The sequence below is a fragment of the Thioclava dalianensis genome (genome assembly GCF_000715505.1).
GTDB lineage: Bacteria > Pseudomonadota > Alphaproteobacteria > Rhodobacterales > Rhodobacteraceae > Thioclava > Thioclava dalianensis.
In genome coordinates, this window is the sequence record NZ_JHEH01000051.1 from 1 (window position 1) to 16,179 (window position 16,179).

At 61.3% G+C, this 16,179-nt stretch carries 20 protein-coding genes and 1 tRNA gene; 12 read left to right on the forward strand and 9 right to left on the reverse strand.

The features are described 5' to 3' along the window. Positions 1 to 337 (reverse strand): hypothetical protein (locus DL1_RS21980; RefSeq protein ID WP_211250650.1); only part of this gene is annotated, 337 nt, incomplete at its 3' end. 15 nt (positions 338 to 352) lie between these two features. Between DL1_RS21980 and DL1_RS19435 the strand changes: the two genes are divergently transcribed. Continuing rightward, a tRNA-Arg gene (locus tag DL1_RS19435) sits at positions 353 to 429 on the forward strand. A 171-nt stretch (positions 430 to 600) separates the two neighbouring features. Here the strand turns inward: DL1_RS19435 and DL1_RS22375 are convergent. Both DL1_RS22375 and DL1_RS19445 read right to left on the reverse strand, forming a co-directional pair. Next, on the reverse strand, positions 601 to 846 hold the full coding sequence (locus tag DL1_RS22375; protein ID WP_038069657.1) for a PilZ domain-containing protein: 246 nt from the start codon (positions 844 to 846) through the stop codon (positions 601 to 603). 141 nt (positions 847 to 987) lie between these two features. Beyond that, complete coding sequence (locus DL1_RS19445; protein WP_038069660.1) at positions 988 to 1,248, reverse strand: hypothetical protein; 261 nt, start codon at positions 1,246 to 1,248, stop codon at positions 988 to 990. Positions 1,249 to 1,838: 590 nt separating this feature from the next. Between DL1_RS19445 and DL1_RS21725 the strand changes: the two genes are divergently transcribed. The 6 genes from DL1_RS21725 (at position 1,839) to DL1_RS19475 (ending at position 7,589) form a co-directional block, all read left to right on the forward strand. Continuing rightward, on the forward strand, positions 1,839 to 2,135 hold the full coding sequence (locus DL1_RS21725; RefSeq protein WP_143081758.1) for a hypothetical protein: 297 nt from the start codon (positions 1,839 to 1,841) through the stop codon (positions 2,133 to 2,135). Positions 2,136 to 2,416: 281 nt separating this feature from the next. Continuing rightward, positions 2,417 to 2,599: a hypothetical protein gene (locus tag DL1_RS21730; RefSeq protein WP_143081757.1), complete on the forward strand. Its 183-nt coding sequence runs from the start codon at positions 2,417 to 2,419 to the stop codon at positions 2,597 to 2,599. A gap of 62 nt (positions 2,600 to 2,661) precedes the next feature. After that, a protein-coding gene (locus DL1_RS19460; protein WP_143081756.1) for an IS3 family transposase occupies positions 2,662 to 4,013 on the forward strand; the annotation gives its coding sequence in 2 pieces (ribosomal slippage) (positions 2,662 to 2,998 and positions 2,998 to 4,013; 1,353 coding nt in all). A gap of 219 nt (positions 4,014 to 4,232) precedes the next feature. Continuing rightward, positions 4,233 to 4,919, forward strand: coding sequence for a response regulator transcription factor (locus DL1_RS19465; protein ID WP_038069669.1), 687 nt, complete (start codon positions 4,233 to 4,235; stop codon positions 4,917 to 4,919). Further along, the gene (locus DL1_RS19470; protein ID WP_211250651.1) at positions 4,855 to 6,096 is read left to right on the forward strand and encodes a sensor histidine kinase; all 1,242 of its coding nucleotides are present in this window, start codon (positions 4,855 to 4,857) and stop codon (positions 6,094 to 6,096) included. The genes DL1_RS19465 and DL1_RS19470 overlap by 65 nt, the downstream gene beginning before the upstream one ends. A gap of 59 nt (positions 6,097 to 6,155) precedes the next feature. Further along, on the forward strand, positions 6,156 to 7,589 hold the full coding sequence (locus tag DL1_RS19475; protein WP_211250652.1) for a transposase: 1,434 nt from the start codon (positions 6,156 to 6,158) through the stop codon (positions 7,587 to 7,589). Positions 7,590 to 7,612: 23 nt separating this feature from the next. Here the strand turns inward: DL1_RS19475 and DL1_RS19480 are convergent, their stop codons facing one another. The 6 genes from DL1_RS19480 to DL1_RS19505 all read right to left on the reverse strand — a co-directional run bounded on the left by DL1_RS19480 (position 7,613) and on the right by DL1_RS19505 (position 12,367). Then, positions 7,613 to 8,257, reverse strand: a complete 645-nt coding sequence (locus DL1_RS19480) for a recombinase family protein (protein ID WP_038069700.1) — start codon at positions 8,255 to 8,257, stop codon at positions 7,613 to 7,615. Between the two features lie 351 nt (positions 8,258 to 8,608). Further along, entirely contained in the window at positions 8,609 to 9,319 is a 711-nt protein-coding gene (locus DL1_RS19485) for a VIT1/CCC1 transporter family protein (RefSeq protein ID WP_038069674.1), read from the reverse strand. A gap of 173 nt (positions 9,320 to 9,492) precedes the next feature. Further along, positions 9,493 to 10,812: a sensor histidine kinase gene (locus DL1_RS19490; RefSeq protein WP_211250653.1), complete on the reverse strand. Its 1,320-nt coding sequence runs from the start codon at positions 10,810 to 10,812 to the stop codon at positions 9,493 to 9,495. Between the two features lies 1 nt (position 10,813). After that, positions 10,814 to 11,500, reverse strand: a complete 687-nt coding sequence (locus DL1_RS19495) for a response regulator (protein WP_038069676.1) — start codon at positions 11,498 to 11,500, stop codon at positions 10,814 to 10,816. Further along, positions 11,481 to 12,083 carry a cytochrome b/b6 domain-containing protein gene (locus DL1_RS19500; RefSeq protein ID WP_038069678.1) on the reverse strand — a complete coding sequence of 201 codons (603 nt, stop codon included), beginning with the start codon at positions 12,081 to 12,083 and terminating at the stop codon, positions 11,481 to 11,483. The genes DL1_RS19495 and DL1_RS19500 overlap by 20 nt, the downstream gene beginning before the upstream one ends. A 2-nt stretch (positions 12,084 to 12,085) precedes the next feature. Next, positions 12,086 to 12,367, reverse strand: coding sequence for a PepSY domain-containing protein (locus DL1_RS19505; protein ID WP_038069681.1), 282 nt, complete (start codon positions 12,365 to 12,367; stop codon positions 12,086 to 12,088). Positions 12,368 to 12,560: 193 nt separating this feature from the next. Between DL1_RS19505 and DL1_RS19510 the strand changes: the two genes are divergently transcribed. The 5 genes from DL1_RS19510 to DL1_RS19535 all read left to right on the forward strand — a co-directional run bounded on the left by DL1_RS19510 (position 12,561) and on the right by DL1_RS19535 (position 15,874). After that, positions 12,561 to 13,040, forward strand: a complete 480-nt coding sequence (locus tag DL1_RS19510; protein WP_051693705.1) for an acyl-ACP desaturase — start codon at positions 12,561 to 12,563, stop codon at positions 13,038 to 13,040. Positions 13,041 to 13,131: 91 nt separating this feature from the next. After that, complete coding sequence (locus DL1_RS22275; RefSeq protein WP_038069683.1) at positions 13,132 to 13,365, forward strand: ATP-binding protein; 234 nt, start codon at positions 13,132 to 13,134, stop codon at positions 13,363 to 13,365. Positions 13,366 to 13,517: 152 nt separating this feature from the next. Then, positions 13,518 to 14,879 carry a hypothetical protein gene (locus DL1_RS19525; protein WP_143081755.1) on the forward strand — a complete coding sequence of 454 codons (1,362 nt, stop codon included), beginning with the start codon at positions 13,518 to 13,520 and terminating at the stop codon, positions 14,877 to 14,879. 37 nt (positions 14,880 to 14,916) lie between these two features. Continuing rightward, positions 14,917 to 15,447 carry a cytochrome b gene (locus DL1_RS21085; protein WP_051693706.1) on the forward strand — a complete coding sequence of 177 codons (531 nt, stop codon included), beginning with the start codon at positions 14,917 to 14,919 and terminating at the stop codon, positions 15,445 to 15,447. Further along, positions 15,434 to 15,874: an EamA family transporter gene (locus DL1_RS19535; RefSeq protein ID WP_051693707.1), complete on the forward strand. Its 441-nt coding sequence runs from the start codon at positions 15,434 to 15,436 to the stop codon at positions 15,872 to 15,874. Before DL1_RS21085 ends, DL1_RS19535 begins: the two co-directional genes overlap by 14 nt. Positions 15,875 to 16,179 lie beyond the last annotated feature (305 nt).

Below are 16,179 nucleotides of genomic sequence, written 5' to 3' on the forward strand. Positions count from 1 at the left end.
TACTATTCTGCCCCCTCCGGCAACAGACCCCTTCAAACGCCGGGAGTAATCCCCACCCCATCATCTTTCCTGAAATATCCTCGGGGGAGCGCCCTCCGAAGGCAAACGCAAGCTCTTTCTGCTGAACGAGGGTGTCGTAAAAATCGAGTGAAACCAAGCGATTGGAAAAACTCGAAGGAAGCATCAAAATCGCGTTCGAGGTCGCGGAAGCACCACGGAAGCAAACTGAAAGGAGGTTCGGGAGTACGAACGGCAGCAAACGGCGGGATTCAGCCCCGCTTGGTTTGAGCCGCTTCGATTGTTGGATTCGGGATTGACCCTGTTCGATCTCGGACACTATCTGAATATCGATGCGCCCGTAGCTCAGCTGGATAGAGCGCCACCCTCCGAAGGTGGAGGCCACACGTTCGAATCGTGTCGGGCGCGCCATTCTCCTTATGAGATTGGCCCTTTCTCTACAGTCTGCACTTGTAGAATTGTGCCTCGCCGTCCGGCCACATAAACGGTCGCGCTCGCGGTTCTATGTCCCTCGGCACTATCTCGGGCGAGCGCCGCGGACTGGCAGCCTTGTTGAGAGTGAGGGCGCGTTCTGCATCCGTGTCAATCGAACGCAACGCCGATGCGCGTCGCGAGCCGCCAGACAATCCGACACTGCGAGCGAGCTCCGCCAGGTTCTATTTTCAGCTCGAAGGCGTCCGGAACATTCAGGGTAGCCGGAATCTCGAGGCAGGCGCCCGTGTCTGACAAGTTGCGGACGACGCAAGTGATCACTGAAGATCGTTGATTGAAGATAATCTTCCCAGTCAACAGGGTGCGGCGCCGGCGATTGGTGCGACGCTCCGTCATAACCAGCACCAAATGACGCCATGAGCGGTGATCGCTTCCAGGAGGCTCGACTCGACGGCCATCTTCGCGAATTCTGAGCGGCGTGGCAGGTTACGGGACCGGATCTCGAAGCTAAAAGCCCGCGACATGGCGCACCCACAATCAACGTAGAAACACCATCCGCGCAGTCTGGCCGAGCAGGACAAAGGCCAAAGCTTCGTCCCAGTAGCTCAAGACTCCCAACCTAAAGCGCTCGTGGTTCACGAGAGCCAAGACGCAACTGATGGCCGCGCTCACAAACAGCATCATCGTAAGCGCTTTCCCGAATCCCCAGGGCAACGGGCTTTGAGCGGTGGCAAAGATCAGAGTAATCCATAATTTGAGAGAAAGGCGGCGGGCCACATAGAGCGAGCCGGACGCCATCCTTGACTCGGCAGCATAGCGACTACGTGTCCGCGAGGAGGCAGTACGAAAGAGGTACTGCGATAAGCGTAATGTCGGTCGCGCAAAAGCATCCAAGCCTATGCGGCGAAGCCGGAACGCCGCTTTCAGAAGCGTTAAAGACAACGAATAGAGCGACCGCCGGAGACGAGGGCTTCGTGCGACGATGCGCTCAACAAGAACCATCTCGATACCCGCAATCGACCTCGGACCAAAATAAACTAAATTAGAACGATCACATCGCTGCTGGAGCCAACGTTCCCGTGTCCGATGACTCTAAGCGGCCTGATATTGTGCAGATAGTCACCGTCGAAGACTTTGAGATATACGATGGTATATTCCGGATGTTTGTTCGTATATCTGGCCAACCCCCCAAGACACTGTCACTCAAGGAAGGACAGTGATATCCAGCCAATGTCATTCAGCGGCTCTAGCCCGCTGCCGACGCATGAGGATCAACGAGCAATGCCAAGCGACAGTAGTCGAGCAAGCGTGCCGCTCAGGTCGTTCCGGCGAGTCTGATTGATCAGTCTCGCCAGTGACGGCCGAGCGGCTCGTCACGGAGGTGAGACATGACACTCCAGTTTTTTACTCTACCGGGCTCGCGCCGCGGTCCGCAGATCGCCCCGCCGAAGCATAATTCCGCTTTCGCTGATCTGCGGCGCGAGCGTGACCGTCTCTTCACCAAGTCTTCTCGCCCGAACCGGATTCGAATTGTTGCTGCGTGGCGTGTCAGTGGAGAGACCGGTCGGCTCGAATGCATCTGGACGGCTGACGCCGAGCCAGGCACCGAGGGCGGTTTGCGCCGGATGATAGAGCGCGCCGGGCTCCTGCTTGCTGTTTACCAGCATGGTCGACTAGCGGCGTGAGGCGTGCGATGGATATCCTCACGCTCGATACCGCCAGCACGGCGATGATGCGGTTGTACGCCGCCTCAGCCGAGCTTCATTCTTGCCGCTACGCTAATTCACACTCGCGTCGGATCGCCCGGTCGCGAGAGGAAGCGGACCCTCCTTGGTGAAGGGGGACTGCGCCGCTGAGGCGCGCTCCGAATGCCGAGCGTCGTGAAGACGCATAGGCGTCAGCTCACCCCAATCGACCAAAGTCCCAAGCGTCGAAGGCCGTGCCGAGAGGCACGTGAGCCTGACGCTTGCGGCAGGAGATCAATCCGATGAATGCCCCCATCCTCACGCCCGCGCTCAAGCTGAGCGGAAAAGACGAACGCAAACTGTCCATGAAGGCCGCGCGCGAAGCGCAGAATGGGCTGGACGTCACCTTCATCAACGTCAAGGGTGAACGCAATGGCTTGATTGTCCCGCGTCAGCACCCCTGAGACATCTGAGTTGATTTTGTAACGGAGGGTTTCTGGCTCATCGTAACCACCAAGGAGTGAAGATGAGACAGAAACCCGGAACAGCGAAGCCGACGGCGGAGTCGATGGTGAAGGACATCCGCCGGCGCACGCGGAAGCACCATTCCGCCGAAGAGAAGATCCGCATTGTCCTGGAAGGGCTGCGCGGCGAGGACAGTATTGCCGAGCTCTGCCGGCGCGAGGGGATCGCGACGAGCCTCTATTACAGCTGGTCGAAGGAGTTCCTCGAGGCTGGCAAGAAGCGGCTCGCCGGCGACACAGCGCGCCAGGCCAGCAGCCCCGAGGTCAAGGAATTGCGGCAGGAAGCGTCGGCGCTGAAGGAGGCGGTGGCCGATCTCACCCTGGAGAACCGCCTGCTCAAAAAAAGCATGCTCGGGGATGGGGGCGACGAGGAATGAGATATCCCGCCTCCGAGAAGCTCGAGATCATCCGGCAGGTGGAGCAATCGCACCTGTCGGCGAAGCGGACGCTGGACATGCTGGGCATCCCGCGCACGACCTTCTACCGCTGGTATGATCGCTACCTGTCGCTCGGCGCCGCCGGGCTCGAGGACCGCCCCTCGCGTCCGGCCCGGGTCTGGAACCGGATTCCTGACAAGGTGCGCAAGCAGGTCGTCGATCTGGCACTCGAAGAGCCCGAGCTGTCACCCCGGGAGCTCGCCGTCCGCTTCACCGACACTCAGCGTTACTTCGTGTCGGAAGCCAGCGTCTACAGGGTTCTGAAGGCGCATGACCTGATCACCAGCCCGGCCTTCGTGGTGATCAAGGCGGCAGAGGAGTTCCACGAGAAGACGGTCCGACCGAACCAGCTCTGGCAGACCGACTTCACCTACCTGAAGGTCATCGGCTGGGGCTGGTTCTACCTCTCGACCATCCTCGACGACTACAGCCGCTACGTCATCGCCTGGCGGCTCTGCACGACGATGAGGGCGTCTGATGTGACCGCGACACTGGAAGATGCTCTGGTCGCCTCCGGCTGCAATCAAGCCACGGTTGCCCACCGGCCCCGGCTGCTCAGCGACAATGGCAGCAGTTACATCTCCGGGGAACTGGCCGACTGGCTTGCTGACGAGGGCATGGATCACGTCCGGGGTGCTCCCCGCCACCCTCAGACCCAGGGCAAGATCGAACGCTGGCACCAGACCCTCAAGAACCGCATCTTGCTCGAGAACTATTACCTGCCCGGCGCTCTGGAACAGGCGATCGGCGACTTCATCGACCACTACAACCATCACCGCTACCACGAGAGCCTGGGCAACCTCGCGCCCGCCGACGTCTATCTCGGCAGGGCCGAAGCCATCCTGAAAACACGAAAGGAGATCAAAGCCAAAACCATCGAGAAGCGCCGCTTGCTGCATCGCCAGACCGCGGCATAAACTGAAACCACAACGAGCCAGGCCCTCCGTTCTCGATCAGGCCCTCGTGTCCCAAATCATCTGACGACGGACAACCGGTTGTAACCGAAGAAATGACGAGTCAGGTCTGAATGCGATGTTTTTCCGCATTCGATAACGACGCAAGCATCAGATCGGATAACCGGCTTGCGCAGTATCGTGGGTGACGCCAGAACGGGATTCAAACCGGGACCGATAGTTATGCGATTGCTGTTGATCGAAGATAATCGGCGGCTTGCCAGCCTGATACGCGATGGCCTCAGCCGCCAGGGCTTCGCAATTGACTGGTGTGAAACCGCAAATGCCGCGAAATCGGCGCTGGCGATCAGCGATTACGATCTTTTGCTGCTCGATTTGGGCTTGCCCGATGAGGACGGCCTAGATTGCATTCGCCAAATCCGCACAGGCGGAAATACCGTGCCGATCCTGATACTGACCGCGCGTGGCGGGTTAGACGACCGGGTCACGGGGCTGGACGCGGGCGCCGACGATTATGTGATAAAACCAATTCAGATAGCCGAGCTGGCGGCCAGATGCCGGGCATTGTTACGCCGGCCGAGAACTATGCTCGGAACGAAGTTACAGGCCGGGAATGTCATGCTGGAATCGGCCGAACGTGCGTTCAGCGTCGCGGGATCCCCCGTCAACGCCACCCCGCGAGAGGTTGATCTTCTGGAGGCATTGCTCCGACGATCCGGTCATGTCGCAACCAAGCAGATGCTGGATAACACCCTATATGCCATGGGTGCGGAAGTAACGCCGAACGCCCTTGAGGCGTCCGTGTCGCGACTGCGCAAACGGTTATCACGGGCTGCGGCGGACGTTGAAATCCGTACTGTGCACGGCGTGGGGTACGGGCTTTTCGTGCAAAGCCGGTCCGATAATTAGCGGCGGCAACACAGGGTCGAAAGGGGCGACATTATTCCGCCAGATCGCAATCCGGCTGGCGGCATTTACGGTGCTGTTCGCAATTTTCGATGTCGCCATCGTTGTTTTTCTATACACGAGCCAGCCCGAATCTCTTGCTGAAGAATTGCTGACGCTGGAAGCAGGAAAGGCGAATTCGACCGAAACGCTACCGCGCGACCTGTTGGCCGGACCTCCCGGTGCAAAACGGTGGGTCGTTCGCATAGTCGATACCCCCCACCGGCCACGCGCGCCTGAACAGTTGCGTGCGCCAAATGGCACGGCCAGACTGATCGACTGGACGCAGCGTGAACGCGTTGCGGGCGGATATCGTATTTCAGGGGTACGATCGGTCGGGTCGCCACAGCACCCATATTGGCTGTTCATGGAATTTGAAGGTGGCGGTATTCGGCCCTATGCGCCCGTGATCGGCAACGAAATTGTCCAGCATGTCGCATTGCCGCTCATTCCCCTTTCCGTATTAATGTTGTTGTTCAACATCGTGGCCGTGCGTCGTGTGCTGCGCCCTTTGCGGCGTGCGGAAAGCGAGGTCGATGCGCTTGATCCCGAAAATGGGCTGACCCGATTGTCGGAACCACCCTCTCCGCGTGAGGTGGTTACCCTTGTCAGCGCGGTGAACCGTGCGCTTGACAGGCTCGAAGCGACGATGGGCACATTGCGCCTGTTCACCGCCAATGCGGCGCATGAACTCCGGACGCCGCTGTCCATCATGCAGATGGCGCTGATGCAACTTCCACCCGGCAAAGAACGCGATGCGTTGCGAAATGACACCGAGATGATGATTCGTCTGGTCGGTCAGCTGCTCGATCTCACACAGGCGGAGTCGCTGGTCGTGGAGGCGGACCAACGTGTCGACCTTGCCGGGGTCGGTCGCGAAATCGTGGCGGAGCTGACCCCAAAGGCATATGCGATGGATCGCGAAATCCGCTTCACCGACCTGGGTGCCGCCACCATAGCCGGGCACCGTGAAGCGATAGTCCGCATCTATCGCAACTTGATCGAAAACGCGCTTTCTCATGCGCCGGGACCGACACCGATCGAAGTAGTGGTGGGGCCAGGGCCGCAGATCAGCGTGCGCGATCACGGGAAGGGCATCGAGGAGAGCGACCTGGCGTTCATTTTCGATCGGGCCTGTTGAAAAATGCCGGACATGCCGGGTTGCTCCTTCGTTTCACCCCTGCCGAAAGGAGCGTCGCTATGATGGGACCAGCCTGTCGCGGTAAGCGGGAAGGGGCGTCCCCCCGCACCGTAGAAGCCATGTTGCCCACAGACCACCTGCTGCGTCGCGTCGATCGATGTCTCGACATCGGCGAGTTGAGACAGGCACTGGCCGGTCACTACAGCGCAAGGGGACGGCCATCGATCGATCCCGAACTCCTCATCCGCATGGCCTTGGTCGGCCGCATTTACGCGATCACGTCCGAACGGCGCCTGTGTGAGGAGCTGCGCTACAATCTGGCCTATCGCTGGTTCTGCCGTCTCGCGCCGGGAGACAAGGTTCCGCACCACTCGACGTTCAGCAAGAACCGGCACGGTCGTTTCCGCGATGCCGACGTGTTCCGGATCCTGTTCGAAAGCACGGTCCGACGCTGCATCAGTGAAGGACTGATTGGCGGAAAAGACGCCGCGATCGATGCATCGTTCATAGCGGCTGATGCGAGCTGGCAGCGCAAGACCGTTCCTGGCTACCTGCCGTATGTCGCCAACGCGTCGCGCGCGGTTAGGGAGTGGGTGCACGACACAGGAGATGCCGTCTTTGAAATGGCGCGCTCGAAAAGCTGCCAAGGCGTCTCTCGAACGGACCCTGCCGCGGCTTGGTCGGCGCGAACGGTGCGTGGCCGGTTCGGCTACGCCCTGAATGCGCTGGTCGACACCCCGAGTGGCGTCGCTCTCGATGTGAAGGCGACACCGGCTCGGTTCGCGGAGGAAGTTGATGCGGGGCGCGTCATGCTCGAGCGATCGGCCGATCGCTTTGATTATCGTCCCAAGCGGGTTGCGGCCGACAAAGCCTATGGCAGCGCCAACTTCCTCGGCTTCGTAAGGGATCACGGCGCAATCCCGCACATTCCGGTAATCGACCGTACGCAACAGACCAAGGGCAAGCTGCCGCGAACGGCCTTCAGCTATGATCGTGACATTGACAGCTTTACCTGTCCGACCGGAAAGCCGCTCCGACATCATGCCTTCCATCTGCCCACCGGCGTACACCGTTATGCAGCCGATGCGCGTGACTGCGAGGCGTGCGTGCTTCGGAAGAAATGCACGACGGCGCGGCGTCGTACCCTGGTTCGGCTGGACGATGAGGACGTCCGCGATCTTGCCAGAGCCGAAGTGGAAACCGGGCTCTACAAGCGGTCTATGCGGTTGCGGCGCGGGGTCGAACGGTTCTTCGCCGACGCCAAGGGCAAGCATGGCATGAGACGGCTTCACCTGCGCGGCATTCGCGGAGCAGAAGAGGAGTTCCTGATCGGCGCGGCGGTGATGAATCTGATGGTCCTGGCGCGACCCCAGCGGCTGACGGGCAAGCCGCGCCGGGGAGTATGCGTCCCCGCAGCGCTGACGCCGGCTGCGATCTCGGCCCGGTCGATTGAACACGACGTGATCGCCTCGCCTGCTCGACGATATGCCTGATCGCTGAGGCGCGGCGTGATCTATCACGCGGCTTGCAGCCGTTCTTTGCGGTATGGCACACCGTCGAGCAGTGCCTGGCCCGGCGCCTTGGGCGTGCCGTCACCGTTCACGTACATATAGAGTGTCGTCGTCGTCATCCCGAGACGGCGCGCGACATCGGCTGCGATCGCGTTGCGATCGGACATGGCGGCCATCGCTATCGCCAGCGTTGCCTTGTCCATCTTGCGGGGTCGCCCTCCCATGCGCCCCCGCGCGCGTGCCGCGGCAAGGCCGGCCTGTGTGCGCTCGGCGATCAACTCGCGCTCGAACTCTGCAAAAGCGGCGAAGATGCCAAAGGCCAGGCGGCCGTTGGCGGTGGTGGTGTCAATCTGCGCGCCGGCGCCGGTCAGCACCTTCAACCCAATGCCGCGCTCACGCAGCGCCTCGGCGGTGATGACCAAATGCCTCAGGTCGCGTCCGAGGCGATCCAGTTTCCAGAGCACCAGTGTATTGCCGGGCTGCAATGCCTTGAGACAGGCAGTCAGGCCGGGACGTGCATCATGACGACCCGACGCGAGATCCTCATAAATGCGCGAGGCATCGACGCCTGCGGCGAGCAGCGCATCGCGCTGCGGTGCCAGCGTCTGCGATCCGTCAGCCTTGGACACCCTCACATATCCGATGAGCATCGCCACCCCGCCAGAAAAGATATCTGACACCCTGCAATGTGCTGGTGGTTTCCGCAACGGGTATTCCGACCACAAGGCAGGGGGGACGAGGCAAAAACAGCAATCGCCAGAAAACCGGTCGTTTTTCTGGCGGTTGGTGTGCGCTGTGAGTGCCCCGTCGCTTCACGGCCAAAGACAGTTACGGTGGAGGCTTCGGGAAACTTCGGCAACAAATTAGCGTGGTGCCGGATACGATCAGCTTTGCGAAAGGGGGGGCTGACCATAGGCGTGGGTGGCGATGCGTTTGCTTACTCGTTTTCGGGACGTAGCGGTGCGGACTAGTGTCGCATCGCCGCGGGCAACGAAAAGCTTTTAAACCACCGCCCCGGTGAAAGCCCCAATAAGGGCCGTCATCCCCATCGCAAGGACACCCAGTAAAACCACCCGGATCATGGCGCGCCCGATCGGGGCGCCGCCCGCCTTCGCTCCAAGCGCACCCAGCACGCCAAGCAGCACCAATGCCGTTGCTGGTACCGCATAAAGCACAGCGCTACGCGGTGCTAATGCAGCGATCACGGGTAGGATCGCGCCGGCGGCAAATGCCAAGGCCGAGGATACCGCGGCCTGCATCGGCTGCGATGCGCCGTCGTCAGCAAGGCCAAGCTCATCACGGCGATGCGCTCCCAGAGCGTCATGTGCCATCATCTGTTCGGCCACCTGAATCGCTAGCGACGGCTCGACGCCACGCCCTTCATAGATTGCGGCCAGTTCCCGCGTTTCGGTCACGGGCGAACGTTCCAACTCGGCCGATTCCCGCGCAAGGTCAGCGTTCTCGGTATCCGCCTGCGAACTGACCGAAACATATTCGCCCGCCGCCATCGCCAGTGCACCCCCGACCAATGCTGCTACCCCCGCAACAAGGACTGTGCTCGCAGTCGAGCCTGGCGCGGCTGCGACACCGACGATCAGGCTTGAAACAGAAATGATTCCGTCGTTGGCACCGAGCACCGCTGCGCGAAGCCAGCCTGTACGGTGGACGAGATGATGTTCTCCTGGCGCGTGATCGATGGCGTCGGTCGTCATTGGCTATCCTAAAGTATGTCGAACTCGGTGAGCCGCCGAGTGGGCGGGAATTGGATTGTATTTGGCTCCGGACAGCAGTGCAAGGATGATGGAGCGATGTAGCTACGCCAGGTGCGTTGCGGCACGGGCCTGACGAACAGCTGACGAAAGCGATGGCTCCCGTAATTTCAAGTCTAGACCTCGAGTCGGACGCGAAACGAAGCACCCCCGCCTGTCGCGTTTTCGACGCTGACCGTTCCACCATGCGCTTCGGTCAACCGTTGCACGATGCCAAGGCCTAGGCCCGCTCCGGTAGAGCTGCGGCGATCCTTGCGCCAGAAGCGGTCAAACACGTGCGGAAGATCGACCTCTGCAATCCCCGGCCCGTAGTCACGGACCGTCAGCTGTGGACCGGGTCCCGCGCTTACGTCGATGGGCGTGACGCCGGGCGCGTGTGACAGCGCATTGTCGATCAGGTTGCGATAGATGCGGAAGATCGCTTCCGGGTGCCCGATCGCCGCGGTGTCGCCGAAGCTCTCGAAACGTAGATCACGCTGCGCCGCGAACACCTTTGGCGCCATCGCGGCCACGACGTCCCGGCCGATGTCGGCGATATCGATGGCAACGTGGCCATCGAGGGCCAGCGCGTCGGCTTGGGCGAGATCGAGCATCTGTTCGACGAGACGGGTCAGGTGCCGCGCATCGGCCTGCAGTTCGTCCCGTTGCTTGCCTGCGGGGAGCCGATCGAGCGATAGCTGCATGATCGACAACGGTGTGCGCAGCTCATGTGCGGCGTTGGCAGTGAACTCCCGCAGAGTCGCCATCGCTGCATCGAGCCGACCGAGCGCCCGATTGACGGCACTGACGAGCGTGTTGACCTCTCGCGGCTCACTCGGCTCCGAAAGGCGAAGCAGGGTGTTGTCGGGTTCCAGCGCGTCCACTTCGCGCTCGGCATGGCGGAGCGGTTGGAGCACCCGACGGACGGCGAAGACGTTGAACAGCAACAGCAACAGCGACAACGGGATCAGCGGCAGCATCACGTGCTGAATGATCTCGTTCACGATCACCGGCACATAGGGGCGGATGCCGTCGCCCTCGAACTGCATCGCCAGCCATCGCCGCTCCTCGCCGCGATCGATCGCGCGAACGCCCGATATCCGATAGCCGCGAGGAGTCTGTTCGCGCCGCGTCCAGTCGACCAGGGTTGACGCGCCGTCGATCCCGGTTTCCCCTACCCGCCGGAGTTCGGGTGATCCCGGTTCGACATAGCGCGCGGACCAGGATTCGGCCCCCGGCGGTCCGGTTAGCAGGTCGGGCGACAGCACGCCGCCTGCCTGAGCCTTCGTCGCTTCAAGCGTCAGCAATTCCTGCGCGAGCGATTCGGGCTGGCGACTGTAGGTGAACACGACGATCCCGACGTCGAGTGCTGCGAACAGCAGCGTGAACGCCGCCAGACGCGCCGCAATCTGTCGGAACAGCGTAGGGGGCCGTCGCCTTGGCCGAACCGCATCCATCCTATTCACCAGATACGCTTGGCGCGAACAGCGCATAGCCGACGCCGTGCACGGTGCGGACCTGCACGTCCGCCCCGGCGGCGGTCAGGCGCTTGCGCAGCCGCGATACTGCCGCTTCCAACGCGTTGGGCGTTACCTCGGCGTCCATCGCATATAGCGTATTCTCAAGCGCCGGCTTGGCGACGACGTGTCCGGCGCGGCGGAGCAGAACTTCGAGCAGGTTGATTTCACGCGGCGTCGCGTCGATCGCGACGCCGCCCACGTCGGCCGACCGTGAGGCACAATCGAGCACGACGTTGCCCGCGGCGAGCTGGGTGCCGAGCGACGCCCCGGGTCGTCGCAGCAGGGCACGACACCGCGCCGCGAGCTCGGGAATCTGGAACGGCTTCACCAGATAGTCGTCAGCGCCCGCGTCGAGTCCGGTGACGCGATCGTCGAGGCCACCTCGCGCGGTCAGGACAAGGATCGGCGTCGCATTCTTGTCCCGGCGGGAACGGCGGACGATGTCCAAGCCGTCTCCATCGGGTAAGCCAAGGTCGACCAGTAGCAGGTCATATGTCGCCACCTTCATCGCCAGCTCGGCGTCCTCGACGGTCTCGACCCAATCGACCGCGAAACACTGCGGGATCAGGCCGTCCCGAACCAGGCTGCCGAGCCGGGCGTTGTCTTCAATCAGCAGCAGGCGCATGGTCGATGTCGGTCCCCGTTGGTGCACGTTTGTAGCCAGTGACCATCGCCAGCGGCAGGTTTTCCCGGTGCCGCACGCTCTCGACGATCGCACCGATGACATGCAGGGCTACCGCGCCGATCAGAACATTGGCGGCGGTTTCGTGCAACGTCTCGACCCAGCCCACACCCCAGAATTGGTCGAGCCCCATCATCCATCCGCTGGTCCCCACCGTCGCCAGCAGGACAATGAGGACGACGATCATTGCGCCTCCGGCCGGGTTGTGCCCGATGTAGCGCGGCTCGCGCCGGGCAGCCAGCGCGCGAAAATAGCGCAGCAACACGAACGGGCCTGGCACGAAGCTGGCGAATTGCGCGTGACGCCGGCCGATAACACCCCAGATCAGCCGGATCGCCAGCGCCGTGACGACAACGTAGCCGACATAGATATGCGGCGGCTCCTCATGCCGAAGGAACGTCAGGTTGGCGATCACACCTCCTACCACGGTCCAGTGAAAGATGCGGACGATCGGGTCCCAGACCTTGACCCTGCCGCGGTTGCGAGCAGGGTTTCGGGAAGGAGCCGCTGGAGCGACGTGGCTCATCGTCAGTCGACGTTGTTCTGAACGACCGCGCCGTTCACCGGGTTGAAATAGACTTCGGCGCGCTTGCCGTCCTTGGTGTGAGCGTAGATTTCGTAGCAGCTGCCGGACACCTGAAAGACCTTGACGTCGCGATAGCCCATCTTGGCGATGCGGCCTTTCATTTGTGCCGGCGTCATCCATTTGGCCTGAGGCGCCTTGGTGCAGACGGGCGACGCCATCGCCATCGGCGCAGCTGCGACGGCGGCGAGAAAGGCTGCGACCTTCAAGGGGGCAAATCGGATCATCGAACGAGCTCCTGTCAGAGGCGGGATAGCCTCGATGACCGGGAGATCGCAGCACCGCCTGACCGAAACCTGACGGCACAGCGAGTTTTTCCGACGGCTCGAGAATGCGGTTGCCGCGGACCTGTCAGGTCGTCGTCAGGACCGGGGTCGATAGCGGGGCAGCCGCACTTCCGGCGGCAATGGAGTATCGACCATGATGAAGTCCCTGATCGTCGCTGCCGCCGGTGCCGCGACCATTTTCGCCGTCAGCGTGACCGCCGCGCCGTCGGCGCCGACCCGCCCGCTAGCCGCCAGCACGCGGGCGAACCTCGAAGCCGCGATGCACGGGGAGGCTTATGCCAACCTGAAGTATCTGCGGTACGCCGACCAGGCGCAGGCGGCGGGAAAGCCCGAACTCGCCAAGCTCTTCCGCGCATCGGCCAACGTCGAGGCCAACGAGCACTTCGATCGCGAAGCGCAGGCGCTGCGGCTCGGCAGCAGCAACAATGTGAACCTCGAAGATGCCATGAAGGGCGAGCACTACGAGAATGTCACGATGTACGTGAATTTCGCCAAGGAGGCGGAAGCGGCCGGCGACAAGAAGGTGGCGCAGATGTTCCGCCAGATCGCGGTCGACGAAGGCACGCATTACGCGGCTTACAAGGCTGCCCTGGCAAAGCTCCCCCGTCGCTAAGCCAGCTGCAGGCGCCGGCCCGGCCATCCCCCCGGCGGGCCGGCGCATCAAATCGGGATCGTTCGATAGGTTTTTAACACACGCCAGCCGAATGGGGCCTGAAAGAGCGCTCAGTGCCCTAATCGCGCAACATCAATTCGAACGCGAGATTTTCAACAGCCACGATCGTTTCTGGCGCAAGGATCGTCGCAATATGGATGGGGCGGGCCTGGGCCTGGGCATCGTAAAGCGGCTCGTACAGGCACATGGCGGCGGGATTGCGGCTGAAAATGCCGTCGGCGGGGGCGCGGTGTTCCGCGTCTGGTTCGCTGGACGCGCGGGCTGAACGCTGACCGCCTGCACGTTTGTCGCCCCGCTACAGTTCGAGTCAGCGTGTCAGGTCTTTGTCAGGACTTGTGTTTATCCCGACGGCATGACGCCCCCAGCTTGACCGCGCCTCAGGTGGTCGTGCCAAATATAATGTCGAGGTGAATTTTCATGCAGTCGAAATCACGCGCAATCCGAAATCCCCTGTCGTTGCGGCGGATATTGACGTCCGCAACGGTTGTCGCCGTAATCGCCGCCGGTGGGATGCCCGCGTCCGGGCACCCGGCGCAATCTGCCATTGCAAAGGACGGGTCGGATTCGCGCAGCCTCATTCCGGCTGCCCCCAAGAACGAACCGACGCTGATGACGCTGAATACCAAAACCACGACCCGGCTATGGGGCACCGACCCGTATTCCGAGGCCGTGGCAGTGACCCAGCATGTCTGGACGGCCAGTCGCCCGGAAAATGCCGAAGGCGAACAGGATCAGGTGCCGGACCGCCCGTGGGGCATTTTGCTGGTCACTGCGGACGATCCCATTACCGCGATGACTGCGGTCCCGCTGATCCATTTTCCGCTGGATGCGCCGATACTGTACGTCACGAAAAACGGCATCCCCAAAGTGACACGCGATGAAATCAAACGACTTGGTGCAACCGGTATGGCGATGGCCGGTGACGTGAAGGTCATCGCGATCGGCGCAGCGGCCAATTCAGCCGTGTTGGACGAGCTCGACCGGATGCACATCAAACATGACGAAATCACTGCCGCGGACCCTTATACATTGGCGAACAAGGTCGACGCCTATTATGGAAAGGCACAGAACCCGGACACCGGGGTTCCGACGATGGGTGCCGTTGCCAGCGCCGGCGGAAATGGTGTCATGGATGTGATGATCGCATCTGTCGATGCGTGGAAATATGCGCTGCCCGCAACACATTGGGTATCGCATATGCCCACCGGTTTTTTCTGGGTGAACAAACAGGGTGTCCCGCAACCGACCATCGACGCGCTTAAACGCCGAAACGGAAAGGCGCATATTTATGTATGGGGCGGGCCGGAGCAGATTTCTCCCGAAATTGTCCGCCAGCTTTCACAATATGGCGATGTGACCCGCATCGATAACTACAACCCGATCGTGTTTAATGGCCCGCCCAAGAATGACGAGGTCACCACCGCAATTCAGTTCGCAAAAATGTGGGATCCGGCGGGAATGGTGGGATGGAACATCACCGCCGCCGGTCACGGTTTTACCGTCGTGAATATTAACGATTGGCAAGGGGCAGTCGCGTCTGCTCCGTTGTCGCACATGGGGTTTCACGCGCCGCTTTTACTAACCACGGGCAACGAAGACGTTCCTGAAGCGCTATTGAACTACCTCAAATCGGTATCGCCCAAATTTTATAGTACCCCCGCTGTCGGACCTTATAATATGACCTATGTGATCGGTGATTTCGACAAGGTGTCCTGGGAGGCGCAATCGAAGATCGATTTTGTAACAGGCATGAGTCCCGGCCGGCCATGGAACCAGTAAACGCGCATCCACGGGGTTTAATTTGCAAAGGAAAAACATGGCCCAGGCATCGTTTGAAACCGAATGGAGCCGGATCAACATCTGGCTTCATTGGTTGATCGTTCTGCTGATCATCGTCCAGTATATCGACAGCGAATCGATGGTGTCCCTATGGGATGCCACACAGCAAGGTACGCAGACCGCCCAGTTCACGAAATATGTGGGCTGGGGACATATCGCGGCTGGTTCGACCATTCTGGTCGCCGCCTTTATACGGTTGGTCGACCGATTCTGGACCGGGCGCCCCGTCCATCCACAGGGCGTTCCTTCATGGGCCACATGGCTGGCAAAGATCACGCATTTTCTGATCTATGCGATCCTGTTTGTGATGCCGAGCCTGGGCCTGCTTGCCTGGTTCACGGGAAACGACACCTACGCCCAATATCATACATTTTTCTGGACGCCGCTGCTGGTTCTTGTCGCGGTTCACATCATTGGCGCTTTGGCACAGCATTTTGTCTTCAAAACGAACGTGCTTACGCGAATGCTGACCTTTAAAAAAAGGTATCGCCGCCGTGGGCGGTGTTGATGCCCTGTCCGGTTTGGGTGATCGCGGTTTTCAGAGCTTCGTAGGCATCGCTGAAGTAAGCCTGGGCACCCTCTTCATGGCTGGCGTTGTCGCCGCCTCCGGCGCCGATGTCACGCGTATCGAGCTGACCTTCTCCTCACTCGGGGCGGTCATCTATCTGGGGCTGTTCTCGACCGCCTCGGCGAACCTGATCTACTTCCACCTCGTGCCGAGGCTCGGGGCGACGCGCATGGCCCAGGTTAATTTCGCGATCCCCGTGGGCGGCACCATGCTGGGCGTTCTGGTCCTTGGCGAGGCGATGACCCCGCAGCGCCTTGCCGCACTTGCGATCATCGTGGGGTCGGTCTGGCTGGGAACCGGGGCGAAGCGGGCCACGGCCAAGGCTGATGCGGCACCAGCTTCAGCTTCGGCTCGACACTTGTCGTGACGGTCGTCGGGCCGTCTTTTTCATGATGGAGCATGCCGGGCGGGACGTGATGGAGCATGTCCCCCGTCAGATTTTTTGATCCAAGTGGCGGCCACACAAGCGGACGTTCATGCAACGCGCGGCGAGTGGCCACTTCGTCCGCATCTTTCCAGTTCGCAGCCGTCGCGGCGAAGGTCTGCAAACGCTAGGCTGGCAAGGCGCCTCCCGTCTTTGACGGGATCGCGCTCTAGTCGGTCGCCGGCGTTGCCGGCGCCCTCCCCGAGCCCTTCACCACGTCCCTCCCTGCCCACCAGGTGCGGCCCCGC

What these genes read in the sequence shown, in the direction of transcription:
- DL1_RS22375 (WP_038069657.1), bottom strand. Translation starts at nt 846, where the DNA reads ATGACGGAGCGTCGCACCAATCGCCGGCGCCGCACCCTGTTGACTGGG.
- DL1_RS19445 (WP_038069660.1), bottom strand. Translation starts at nt 1,248, where the DNA reads ATGGCGTCCGGCTCGCTCTATGTGGCCCGCCGCCTTTCTCTCAAATTA.
- DL1_RS21725 (WP_143081758.1), top strand. Translation starts at nt 1,839, where the DNA reads ATGACACTCCAGTTTTTTACTCTACCGGGCTCGCGCCGCGGTCCGCAG.
- DL1_RS19465 (WP_038069669.1), top strand. Translation starts at nt 4,233, where the DNA reads ATGCGATTGCTGTTGATCGAAGATAATCGGCGGCTTGCCAGCCTGATA.
- DL1_RS19475 (WP_211250652.1), top strand. Translation starts at nt 6,156, where the DNA reads ATGATGGGACCAGCCTGTCGCGGTAAGCGGGAAGGGGCGTCCCCCCGC.
- DL1_RS19480 (WP_038069700.1), bottom strand. Translation starts at nt 8,257, where the DNA reads ATGCTCATCGGATATGTGAGGGTGTCCAAGGCTGACGGATCGCAGACG.
- DL1_RS19485 (WP_038069674.1), bottom strand. Translation starts at nt 9,319, where the DNA reads ATGACGACCGACGCCATCGATCACGCGCCAGGAGAACATCATCTCGTC.
- DL1_RS19490 (WP_211250653.1), bottom strand. Translation starts at nt 10,812, where the DNA reads ATGGATGCGGTTCGGCCAAGGCGACGGCCCCCTACGCTGTTCCGACAG.
- DL1_RS19495 (WP_038069676.1), bottom strand. Translation starts at nt 11,500, where the DNA reads ATGCGCCTGCTGCTGATTGAAGACAACGCCCGGCTCGGCAGCCTGGTT.
- DL1_RS19500 (WP_038069678.1), bottom strand. Translation starts at nt 12,083, where the DNA reads ATGAGCCACGTCGCTCCAGCGGCTCCTTCCCGAAACCCTGCTCGCAAC.
- DL1_RS19505 (WP_038069681.1), bottom strand. Translation starts at nt 12,367, where the DNA reads ATGATCCGATTTGCCCCCTTGAAGGTCGCAGCCTTTCTCGCCGCCGTC.
- DL1_RS19510 (WP_051693705.1), top strand. Translation starts at nt 12,561, where the DNA reads ATGATGAAGTCCCTGATCGTCGCTGCCGCCGGTGCCGCGACCATTTTC.
- DL1_RS22275 (WP_038069683.1), top strand. Translation starts at nt 13,132, where the DNA reads ATGGGGCCTGAAAGAGCGCTCAGTGCCCTAATCGCGCAACATCAATTC.
- DL1_RS19525 (WP_143081755.1), top strand. Translation starts at nt 13,518, where the DNA reads ATGCAGTCGAAATCACGCGCAATCCGAAATCCCCTGTCGTTGCGGCGG.
- DL1_RS21085 (WP_051693706.1), top strand. Translation starts at nt 14,917, where the DNA reads ATGGCCCAGGCATCGTTTGAAACCGAATGGAGCCGGATCAACATCTGG.